Raw genomic sequence first — 10,481 nt, 5'->3', positions numbered from 1 at the left:
GGGATCCCTTGGGCCTCGCGGGCAGCGGCGTGTTGGCGGTATTCGGCCAGCATGGGGGTTTAGGCACTCGACGTGGGTATTTATTCTACCGCTAGCTCGACAGAGGAAAGGTCCTCGAGAAGGGATCCCATCCGCTGGCGGTAACTCAGTCTGGCCTAGGATAGCTCCGCCAACAGCTCTTTTTGGTAAAGGCCAATACAAGCTTGGATCAAGTCGTCCAGCTCCCCATCCAAGATGGGCTGCAGAGGGAAATTCTGGTTGAGGCGGTGGTCGGTAACGCGGTTGTCCTTGTAGTTGTAGGTGCGAATTTTTTCCGAGCGGGATCCCGTTCCCACCTGCATGCGCCGAGCAGAGCTGATGGAGGCCTGTTGCTCCTGCAGCTTCATCTCGTAGAGTTTGGCCCGCAAAATCTGCATGGCCCGCTGGCGGTTCTGCAGCTGGGAACGCTCCTCGGTACAAAACACCCGGATCCCGGTGGGCTTGTGGAGAAGATCCACCGCCGTCTCCACCTTGTTCACGTTTTGGCCGCCTGCCCCCCCGGAACGTGCCGTTTTGATTTCGATGTCTTTCGGGTCGATGACTACCTCCACCTCGTCCACCTCTGGCATCACCGCCACCGTGGCCGTCGAGGTGTGGACACGGCCTTGCGCTTCGGTGACGGGCACCCGCTGCACCCGATGCACGCCAGCTTCAAACTTGAGCTTGCTGTACACCTGATCCCCTTGAATCTCCAGGATCGCCTCTTTGTAGCCCCCCAGCTCTCCTTCCGAGAGGCTCGCCAGACGCACCGACCAGCCCAGCTTTTCGGCGTAGCGGGTGTACATGCGGGCCAGATCCGCCGCCCACAGCGCCGCCTCCTCCCCACCGGTGCCGGCGCGAATCTCCAACATAATGTTCTTGTCGTCGTTGGGATCCCGGGGCAGCAGCAGCAGGGTGAGCTTTTCCTCCAGTTGTTCTTGGCGGGCCCGCAGTTGCTCAAGTTCCGCTCTTGCCATCGCCTCCAGCTCCGGGTCGGAGGCCGATTCCCGCAAAAGTTCTTCCGTCTGTTGCAGATCGCGATTCAGCTTTTGCCAGTCGTGAAAAGCCTGGACGGTGGCCTCCAAGGAGGAGCGGGCCTTGGCAATCCGCTGCAGCTCAGCTGGATCCGTGGCCACGTCCGGATCCGCCAAGCGCACCGTCAGCTCCTGAAAGGTGGCTTCGACATTCTTAAGCTGGTCGATCAGTTGAGCAGAAGCCATAGACTCGCAATACCCAGGGATCCAAGCGTTGCCCACACCCGGAGGGGGGAACCTCTACTTGGCCTTTTTGCCACCTCCCATGCCGTATTTGCGCATGAACTTCTCCACCCGGCCTTCGCTGTCGATGATCTTTTGGCTGCCGGTGAAAAAGGGATGGTTGCCCGACCAAACATCCACCCTGAGCTCCGGCTTGGTGGATCCCACCGTCATCACCACTTCGCCGTTGCAGATGACTTTGGCTTCTGGATACCACTGCGGGTGCAATCCTTTCTTGGGCATAACCCTTTCCTCCTCTGGGCCTGTTTCTATACCCTTGTCTATCAACATCTTCCTCTAAAAACAACGGCAGGGATCCCTAGCGCTTCGAGTACTGGGGAGCCTTGCGGGCCTTGCGCAAGCCGTATTTCTTCCGCTCCACGGCGCGCGGATCCCGTTTCAGATAACCCTCTACTTTCAAAGGGCCGCGATTGGCCGGATCCACCTCGCAGAGGGCGCGCGCCACCCCCAGCTTGATCGCATCCGCCTGGCCGTGAACGCCGCCGCCATGGGCTCGCACCAAGATGTCGTAGGAGTTTTCCAGTCCCAGGATCTCCAGCGGCCCCTTCACACTGGCCAGCAGGGCTTCTTGATACTGCAGATACTGGTCTCCCGGCCTGTCGTTGATGATGATTTTGCCCGTGCCGGGCACCAAACGCACGCGGGCAACGGCGGTTTTGCGGCGTCCCGTTCCCCAATAAACGGCTCGTTGGCTGCTCGCTTGAGTCATGCTTTGGCTCCTGGGATCGTGTTGAGGGGATAAACCTGGGGTTGCTGGGCCTCATGAGGGTGGTTTGGCCCGGCGTAAACCTTCAGCTTGGTGAATTGCCGCCGGCCCAACCGGGTGTGGGGCAACATCCCCTTGATCGCTTTTTCCACCACCCGCTCCGGCAGCCGCGCCTGCAGTTGGGCAAAGGTTTCCACTTTCATGCCGCCGGGACGGCCGGAGTGGCGGCGGTAGAGCTTTTGGGTGCGCTTTTTGCCGGTGACCACCACTTTCTCAGCGTTGATCACAATTACATAGTCCCCCGTATCCAGGTGAGGGGTGAAGTCCGGTTTGTGCTTACCCCGCAAGAGGGTGGCCACAGCGGCGGCCAAGCGGCCCAGGCGCTGATTGGCAGCATCCACCAGATACCAGCGGGGCGCCAGAGTTTCGGGGTTGGGAAGGGGAGTTTTGTTCATGGCAGGCAAGGAAACATATCAGGACAAGCTTAGAGATCGCCCAGATCAACCGCAGGAATGGGCCAACGCAGCCGGCGACCGGAGGGCGGAGGGAGGCTCTGTGGGCAAGGCCCAAAAGGGCAGCGAGTGGGCGAACTGTTGACCGAAGGGATCCGCAGCATAGCCCACATCCGTCAGGCACAGCCCTTGCGGAGGAGCGCTGTAGCGGGTGCGCATCTGGCTCCAGTCGTTGTGTTGCCACAGGTGGACAAACTGTGCCGGGCTGAGCTGGCCCCGGCCCACCACCTCTAGGGATCCCACCAAGAGCCGCATCATCCGGTAGAGGAAGCCGCTGGCCTGCACCTCGATGCTGATCAAGTCCCCCAGCCGCTGGCAGAGCACCTCCTGCACCTGTACCCGCGAGTGGGGCCGATCCGATCCCCGCCGCCGGAAGGCTTCCAAGCTGTGCTCCCCCAGCAGGGAATTCAGGGCTTCCGCCATCGGCTCCACCTGCAGAGGCCAACGCACTTGCCAGCTAAAGAGGCGCCAGAACACATCCGGTCGCTCCCGGTTCAGGATCAGGTAGCGGTAACGGCGCCAGCGAGCCGAAAAGCGGGCGTGCCAGGAGTCAGGCACTTGAGCAGAAGCCAGCACTACCACATCTTCCGGCAGACAGTCGTTCAGCACCCTCGACCACTCCGCCGCAGGGATACCGGAGGTGGTGTCGAAGTGGGCCACCTGGCCTGCAGCATGAACCCCCGTATCGGTGCGACCGGCCCCATAGAGGGTTACCGGATGCCCCGCCCGCGACGCAATCGCCTCCTCCAGCACCCCTTGCACGGTACGGCGGGCTGCCTGGCGCTGCCAGCCATAGAACCTGCTGCCGAGGTACTGAATTCTCAGGGCAATGCGACGGTACGGCATGGATCCCTTTCCGCTACACCAGCTCGATGACCGCCATTTCTGCTCCATCCCCCCGCCGATGCACGGTGCGCAAGATGCGGGTATAGCCACCGGGCCGATCCCGGTAGCGCTCAGGAGCCTGCTCAAACAGGGAGCGCACCAGCTCCTTGTCGTAGATGTAGGCCAGCGCCTGTCGCCGCGCCGCCAGGGATCCCTCTTTGGCCAGGGTGATCATCTTCTCGGTGGTGGCCCGAATGGCTTTGGCGCGGGCTTTGGTGGTGGTGATCCGCCCTTCCCGCAGCAGAGCCGTGGTCAGCGCCCGCATCAGGGCCTTGCGCTGGTCGGCGGGCTTATTGAGGTGGGGGGTACGACGGCGGTGGCGCATGGTAACCTCTGTCTTGTGTCCTACACTCTTCGGGGATCCTTGCGTTTTGACGCGGTTGTGCTAGCGGTGCAGATGCTTGAGACGGAACCTAAACTCTAGGCCTTGCCTTTTTCGCGGGTGCGGGGCAGTGTCAGACCAAAGCGGGCTTTCAAAGCCTGCACCACCTCTTCGGCAGACTTCTGGCCAAAGTTTTTGATCTCCAGCAGATCTTCCTCGGTATAGAGCAGCAGATCGGCCACCGTGTTGATCTGAGCTCGCTTCAGACAGTTGTAGGCCCGTACCGAGAGCTGTAGCTCCTCGATGGGGATCTGGTTTTTTTGGTTGTCCTCGTCTGGCTTGGGCGGCACAGGAGCATCGAAGCTGACCTCCTGCAGCGGTGCGAACAAGCCCACCAAAATGCGGGCCGCTTGGCTGAGGGCCTCTTGCGGGGTGAGGCTGCCGTTGGTCCAGATTTCCAATACTAGCCGATCTTTTTCCAGGAATTGGCCCACCCGAGCTGCTTCCACAGCGTAGTTCACCTTGCGCACCGGCATGAAGACAGAGTCGATCTGCAGAAAATCAATCGCCATCGCTTTGCTGTCGGAGTAATCGACGGCGCGGTAGCCATGTCCCCGGCCAATCATGAACTCCATTTCCAAAATCGCCCCTTCCGCCAGGGTGGCAATGTGGTGACGGGGGTTGATCACCTCCACATCGCTGGGCAATTGCAGCTTCTCAGCAGTAACTTCCCCTGGCCCCTGAGCCACCAAGCGGCCCACCTGAGTCTCGGGGGAACTGGAGCGCAGCACCAGCTCCTTCATGTTTAGAAGGATCTCCATCACGTCTTCCCGCACCCCCGGCACCGTGGAAAACTCGTGGGTCACCCCGGCAATGCGTACAGCAGTCACCGCCGTCCCCTCCAGATTGGAGAGCAACACCCGCCGCAAAGCGTTGCCCACCGTGATCCCTTGGCCGCGCTCCAGTGGCCCCAGAGCAAATTTGCCGTAGTGAACGCCGTTATCATCCCGATGAGATTCAACACACTCGGTCTGGTAGGCAACAGCACTTGCGCTCGCTCTGCTGCCCAGAGAGTGGGAGAGGGTTCGGCTGGTTTGAATCGTCATGGTGGCCCCGTCCGTCTGGCTCGACATCCGTTTGGAGAACTGATGAAACTTCGAGGTCATCTCACGCTTGGGCAGACCTGTAGCTCTGGAGCAAACTCCTACAGACGCTCGACCGGCCCTCAACGCGGGATCCTTTAGACACGCCGCCGCTTGGGGGGACGGCAACCGTTGTGGGGAATGGGGGTGATATCTCGAATCAGGGTAATTTCCAAGCCCGTTGCCTGTAGAGCGCGAATGGCGGTTTCTCGACCGGCTCCCGGCCCGCTCACCATCACTTCGATCTGGCGCATGCCGTTCTCCATGGCTTGACGCGCCGCACTTTCTGCTGCCATTTGGGCGGCGAAGGGAGTGCCCTTTTTGGCCCCTTTGAAGCCCGTAGAACCTGCCGAGGCCCAAGACACCACATCGCCGTTGGGATCCGTGATGGTGACGATGGTGTTGTTGAAGGTGGACTGAATGTAGGCCACCCCATTGGGGATGTTCTTTTTGACTTTACGTCCGCGCCGTTGCTGCCGAGCCATGATCCAGGTGTCCTTGCAATCGACTGTTTGGGGTTGGGATTCGGGATGGTGGAAGAGTTTTGCCTTCCGCGCAAAGCCGAGCGACTACTTCTTGGCAGGAGCTTTCTTCTTGCCGGCCACCGTCTTCCTGACCCCCTTGCGGGTGCGGGCGTTGGTGCGGGTGCGCTGACCACGCACGGGCAGACCCAGGCGATGGCGACGACCTCGATAGGTGCCAATGTCGATCAGCCGCTTGATGTTCATCGCCTCCTGGCGGCGCAGATCCCCTTCCACCTGGTATTCGCCCTCCACCACCGTTCGCAGGGCGGCCACCTCAGCGTCGGTGAGGTCGCGGGTACGAGTATCCGGATTGATGCCGGTCTTCGCCAAAATTTGGCGGGAGCGGGTCAGCCCAATGCCGTAAATATAGGTCAGGGCAATCTCCACTCGCTTTTCTCGGGGGATGTCAACTCCCGCAATCCGTGCCATAGTCAGGGGTACCTTTCAAATCAAACCAACTCGAACACACTTGCCCAGTAAGGATTGAGTTGCCTGCCTGAGATGGGATCCTCATTCAATGTTGCTGTAGAGATGCCGGTCTTGGGATCCATGCTCACCGAGAGGTCTAGCCAACGTTTTGCTCGGTTGTGTCGGAAGCCTTTGCCTCTGTCTCCCATTGCAGGCTGGACACATCCTGCATCGAACCTCTAGCCCTGCCGCTGCTTGTGCTTGGGGTTGGAAGAACAGATCACCATCACCCGACCATGGCGGCGGATGACTCGGCATTTCTCACAGATCCGACGGACGGAAGGCCGCACCTTCATGGTTGATCCTGACAAAACCAGCGAATATCCATTCTATGTTCGTCTGGGCAACCTGTCAAAATGTGTTTGGGTTTGCTGACAGCGAGCGGACAGTCGGGTTGGCTATGCTGGTTGGGCGAGGATCTCCTGAGTCAAAGTAGGCGCGACTGTGGGGTGGAGAAGGCCATGCGGTGGCAATGGCTGGTTGTGCTGAGTGGTGTGCTGGGGCTGGGATCCCCTGTGTTGGGGCAAGGGATCCCTTCGCCGGAGGCAGGCTCTTCCTCTGCTGGGAGGAACTTTTCTGCGGATGGGAACGGCCTGAGGACAGAGGGGGATTGGCTTTTGCCGTTGCGCAGCTCTGCCGATCGCATCGATGGGGTACCGGATCGGGGCTGGGTTGCGGTTGGGCTGTTGGAGGAGCAGGCCGTGACCCTGCTGGATGGGGCCAGCGGGGATCCCCTGTGGCAGGTGGCGGTGGGGTTTGCTCCCAGTGTGGTGCGGGTGGATGAGGCACGGCAGGTGGTCTACGCCTCTGGCCCCAATGCCCCTGGGCTGGTGGCCCTCGATCTGCTGACGGGGGAGCTGATTCAGGCTTATGGGTTGCCGGCAGGGGTTTTGGATATTGCCGTGGATGGGGCCACAGGGCGGGTTTTTGCCTCCCTGCCCTCTGCCCAGAGTTTGGCGGTGATGGCTGCTCCCCTTCGCAGCAGCGGTGCGGAGCACAAACGCCAAAGCGACCCCTCAGAGCAGCCGCAAGCCCGCAATTTGCCGATGCCCGGCCCCCCCTTGGCGCTGGCCTACGATGCGCAGCGAGGATCCCTGTTTGTGGGCCTAGCCGGGGAGGATCCCCTCAGCTTGCTGGTGGTCAACCCGGACAATGGGGAGCTGTTGGCCCGTTGGCGGGGCGGTCATACTCCGGAAGCCATGGCCCTGGATGCGGAACGGCAACGCTTGGTGGTGCTCAACTCCGGCAGCCAAGATCTAACAGTGCTGGATCTGAGCCGCAGCGGCGAGGCCCTGCAGCGGGTTGGCCTGGATTGGCGACCGACGCGGCTGGCCCTTTCCCCGGATGGACGTTGGGCTTACGTGACCTCCCGCGATAGCGACCGCCTGCAACTGGTGGATTTGCAGACGGGGCGATTGGCAGCCTCACTGCGGCTGCAGGGACAACCGACGGGTCTGGTGATGTTAGACGGTCGGGATCTGTGGGTGGTGGCAGCAGGGATCCCGGCCTTGCGCCGTTTGCAGAATGTGGAAGCCCAAGCTATCGCCGCGCGACGCTCTCGCGAACAGGCGGCCCTTGCCGTCCGCAATGGTGGGACGGAGCCCTCAAATGGGGAAGCCAGCCAGCAGGAAGGAGCCCTCTCCCCGGAAGGAGCGGGTGTGGTGACCGGGCGGGTGCTGGATATTGCCGGCCAACCCGTTCAGACCGGGGTTTTGCACCTGGCCGCCACGCCAACCCAACCCAGGCAAACCGTCCGCATTGCTGCCGACGGCACTTATGTGCTGCCGGAACTGCCGGCCGGCCTGTATTTGGTGGATGTGGAGGTGCCGGGTTTTCCGCTGACCAGCACCCAGGTGGAAGTCCGGGCCGGCTTTGTCTCCACTCAGGATATTCGCCTGCCGCCCGGGGAACCGACCCGCCAGCCGGAGGGCATTGGCCTTTTGCCGGATGAACCCGTTTACTCGGATGAGCTGGCCCGCCACCTCAGCATGGCCCTGAAGGAGTTGCAGCCCCAGCGACCGGTGATCCTCTTGAAGGGGCCTTTGGGGCCGGATCCTCGGTTTGAGCCGCTTCTGCCCCTCACCCAGGGCCTGACTTTGTTGGATCGGGATGAGCGCTACACCTCCGATTTGGCCAAGCTGAAGGTGATCGGGGATGCCCTGGGATTGCGCTATATCCTCTTGACCCAGATGCAGATCTCGCGGGACTACAACCGCCAGGGCAACTCTCTGCTGAATACGGCCTTACGCTTTGTGGCCCCGACGGTGCCGGTGGAAATTCCCAACTTCACCCCCAACCAGTTGCGCAGCCGCGGGGTGGTGGTGGTGGTGGACTTGCAGAGGGATCGGCCTGGGGATCGGGCTCGCTACTACGAAGCCTATGGGCGGGATGATGTGGGCGGGGATCCGATGTTTGAAGATGCGGCAGCGGGCCTGTTTCGGCTGCAGGTGCGCAACATGGTGCCGGTGTTTGTCCAACAATGGCAAACCAACAACCCCTTTTCTGGGTGAGGATCCCTGCAGCAGGATCTTGCCCTGTTCGCGTCAGGGGGGCGGAGCAGAATAGAACCGACTGCTACTACCGGGTGCAACCTTCGCCATGCCTTTTTTCTTCTTTCATCCTCTCCGGCACAGGATTAGCTATCGCTACGCAACGCTCTCGCGAACAGGCAGTCTGGCCCTCTGCGGCTGGCTGGCACTGGCTTCAGGAGCGCTGGCTCAGGCTCCGGCCACCCCCATTCCGCGGTTGACGCCGTTGTTTCCCTTTCAAGACAAAGGGCAGCCCCAGGGAACGGCGCGGCTGGTGGGGCAGGTGAGCAACAGCGTGGGGCAACCTGTGGCGGGGGCACAGGTGCAGTTGGAGGGCATGGAGAACCCCAATCAGCCGATTCAAACCGATGAGCGGGGCGCTTTTGAGCTAGACCAAGCCCCAGCCGGGCGTTGGCTGTTGACGGTGTGGCACCCCGACTATGAAAAGGCAGAGCAGGAGATCCTCCTGCAAGCGGGCCTGACCACCCCTGTGGATGTGGTTTTGCAGGTGCCGATTCGGCCTCAACCCCGCCGTCGCCTTGGCATTTTGGGGGTGGGAGGGTTGGAGCATACCCAACTGTTGGGCCAGCGCCTGGCCATAGAGGCGGTGCGTCTGGGCTTGATCCCCAACGGCGAGAAGGTGGTGCCTTTGGACAACCGTCGCATTCAGCCCATTTTGCAGAAGGTGGGCTGGCCCATCTACGAGCTGTTTGAGTGGGATCGCCGCAAGCCGGAGGCGGTGGGCCAATTTTTCGATTACCTGGGCCTGGAAGCCATCGTCATCGCCCGCGTCGATGTCCTCACCCGACCGGCTTCGCCAACGGAGCTGAGCCTGCGTTCCCGCAGCCGCCTGGAACTGTGGCGGTTTGATGAGCAAGGCAACCTTGTGGTAGATATCCTGGCCGAGGCCAGTCGCGATCAGGTGGAGCGGAGCAACCTCAATGCTGCCGAGCTGGCCCAGCTTTATCAAATCCAAGTCACCCAGATGGCTGCTGAGGTGGGATCCCGCTGGAAGGAAAATCACCCGCTGGCCCAATACCTAGAACTGGCTCAGGGAGAAGCCCCACCCCCACGCTCCCGCCTGGACACGGCTGTGGAGCTGCGCATTCCCCCTGCCACGCCGACTCCCTAGGTCTTAAGCAGAACAGCTCCGGGATCTCTTCTGTTGTCGTGAAAGGGATTGTCCTCTGAGTTCGTCTAGCAACGACGGGAGGAGCCGCCCGAAGAGTGGCGAGAAGAGCTGCCCCCCGATGAAGGGCGGGAGGAGGAGCCGAAAGAGCCAGAAGAGCGCGAGGAGCCGCCACAACAGGAGCTTGCAAAGCTTGGATCTGGTTTTGCAGTTGTCTGCAGCGACGCTGCCTGCGCCAGTACATTGTGCCGCCGATTATCCCTGCAGCACCTGCCCCCACCCCTACCAACGGCCAGGGCGAAGGGGGAGGCGGGTAGGTCATGCCTCTGTTGAATTGCTGCCCGGCGCTGCAGCCGGCCTGACCGCGTCAGCGCTGCAGTTCCCCCCCCAGCGCTTTGCTCCTGACGCCAGCTGTCCCATGGGCTATTTTTGCTGGGGATCCCTTCCGATGGCGCGATAGGGCGAGCCACCCCAGTTTCAAGGCCAGCCCCAGCACCTGCCAGCCGCGAAACCGAACCACCAGGGATCCCCATCCGTGCCAACCGATGCGAGCGAAGGTCAAGCGCAGGTGTTGGGCCAACTGAGGGGGTAGAGCGGCGATTAGTCCCAAGCATTGCCCCGTCAAAGCCGGATCGGCAAAGCCAATTTCTACGCCGCCTTGCCGGGATTGAATGCGAAGTTGCTTGCCCAGCTTCCACAGGTAGGGCCAATAACGCGGCCAATCTCCGAGGGAGCGAGGTTCTCCCCGCTGTACCGGCCAACGCCCGCGAAGGCGCAGGGATCCCCAACGCCATTCCCAACCACGGCGGCTGCCCCGCACAGTCCACCCCCCCCACCCGTGCCATTTCCAGATCCAGGCAAGGGGGCCCTGCCAGGGTTTGCGGTAGCGCAGAATGAGCTGTTGAGGCCAGAACAAGAGAGTTCCCACAAAGACGGCCAGCAGCAATCCCAAAGGACTCCGTCCCGCTAA

At 61.6% G+C, this 10,481-nt stretch carries 13 protein-coding genes; 2 read left to right on the top strand and 11 right to left on the bottom strand.

Going from position 1 to position 10,481, the window contains the following annotated elements; genetic code table 11:
• Window positions 1–155: 155 nt before the first annotated feature.
• From prfA to rpmJ, 10 genes are all read right to left on the bottom strand, one after another.
• Complete coding sequence (gene prfA / locus NW819_RS07265; RefSeq protein ID WP_011433196.1) at window positions 156–1,238, bottom strand: peptide chain release factor 1; 1,083 nt, start codon at window positions 1,236–1,238, stop codon at window positions 156–158.
• A 54-nt stretch (window positions 1,239–1,292) separates the two neighbouring features.
• Window positions 1,293–1,517 (bottom strand): 50S ribosomal protein L31, encoded by a 225-nt coding sequence (gene rpmE, locus NW819_RS07260; protein WP_414351133.1) that lies wholly within the window; start codon window positions 1,515–1,517, stop codon window positions 1,293–1,295.
• A gap of 76 nt (window positions 1,518–1,593) precedes the next feature.
• Window positions 1,594–2,004 carry a 30S ribosomal protein S9 gene (gene rpsI, locus NW819_RS07255; protein ID WP_011433194.1) on the bottom strand — a complete coding sequence of 137 codons (411 nt, stop codon included), beginning with the start codon at window positions 2,002–2,004 and terminating at the stop codon, window positions 1,594–1,596.
• Window positions 2,001–2,456, bottom strand: coding sequence for a 50S ribosomal protein L13 (gene rplM, locus NW819_RS07250; protein WP_414413343.1), 456 nt, complete (start codon window positions 2,454–2,456; stop codon window positions 2,001–2,003). The genes rpsI and rplM overlap by 4 nt, the downstream gene beginning before the upstream one ends.
• A 45-nt stretch (window positions 2,457–2,501) precedes the next feature.
• Window positions 2,502–3,359 carry a tRNA pseudouridine(38-40) synthase TruA gene (gene truA / locus NW819_RS07245; RefSeq protein ID WP_414409114.1) on the bottom strand — a complete coding sequence of 286 codons (858 nt, stop codon included), beginning with the start codon at window positions 3,357–3,359 and terminating at the stop codon, window positions 2,502–2,504.
• Window positions 3,360–3,372: 13 nt separating this feature from the next.
• A complete protein-coding gene (gene rplQ, locus NW819_RS07240) occupies window positions 3,373–3,723 on the bottom strand; it encodes a 50S ribosomal protein L17 (protein WP_011433191.1) in 351 nt (116 codons plus the stop codon).
• A gap of 95 nt (window positions 3,724–3,818) precedes the next feature.
• Entirely contained in the window at window positions 3,819–4,826 is a 1,008-nt protein-coding gene (locus NW819_RS07235; RefSeq protein WP_414331185.1) for a DNA-directed RNA polymerase subunit alpha, read from the bottom strand.
• Window positions 4,827–4,960: 134 nt separating this feature from the next.
• Complete coding sequence (gene rpsK / locus NW819_RS07230) at window positions 4,961–5,347, bottom strand: 30S ribosomal protein S11 (protein WP_011433189.1); 387 nt, start codon at window positions 5,345–5,347, stop codon at window positions 4,961–4,963.
• 84 nt (window positions 5,348–5,431) lie between these two features.
• Window positions 5,432–5,815: a 30S ribosomal protein S13 gene (rpsM, locus tag NW819_RS07225; protein WP_011433188.1), complete on the bottom strand. Its 384-nt coding sequence runs from the start codon at window positions 5,813–5,815 to the stop codon at window positions 5,432–5,434.
• Between the two features lie 218 nt (window positions 5,816–6,033).
• Window positions 6,034–6,150 (bottom strand): 50S ribosomal protein L36, encoded by a 117-nt coding sequence (gene rpmJ, locus NW819_RS07220; RefSeq protein ID WP_011433187.1) that lies wholly within the window; start codon window positions 6,148–6,150, stop codon window positions 6,034–6,036.
• Between the two features lie 165 nt (window positions 6,151–6,315).
• Here rpmJ and NW819_RS07215 point away from each other — a divergent pair, with 165 nt between their 5' ends.
• Entirely contained in the window at window positions 6,316–8,364 is a 2,049-nt protein-coding gene (locus NW819_RS07215; RefSeq protein ID WP_414413342.1) for a carboxypeptidase regulatory-like domain-containing protein, read from the top strand.
• 88 nt (window positions 8,365–8,452) lie between these two features.
• Window positions 8,453–9,514 (top strand): carboxypeptidase-like regulatory domain-containing protein, encoded by a 1,062-nt coding sequence (locus NW819_RS07210; protein ID WP_414413341.1) that lies wholly within the window; start codon window positions 8,453–8,455, stop codon window positions 9,512–9,514.
• A 364-nt stretch (window positions 9,515–9,878) separates the two neighbouring features.
• Here the strand turns inward: NW819_RS07210 and NW819_RS07205 are convergent.
• On the bottom strand, window positions 9,879–10,481 hold a 603-nt coding region (locus NW819_RS07205; RefSeq protein ID WP_414413340.1), incomplete at its 5' end, for a hypothetical protein.

The organism is Synechococcus sp. R8-2, assembly GCF_047461715.1.
Classification (GTDB): Bacteria; Cyanobacteriota; Cyanobacteriia; order Thermostichales; family Thermostichaceae; genus Thermostichus.
Note: the sequence above shows the minus strand (reverse complement) of the source record. Positions and strands in the feature narration are given on the sequence as shown.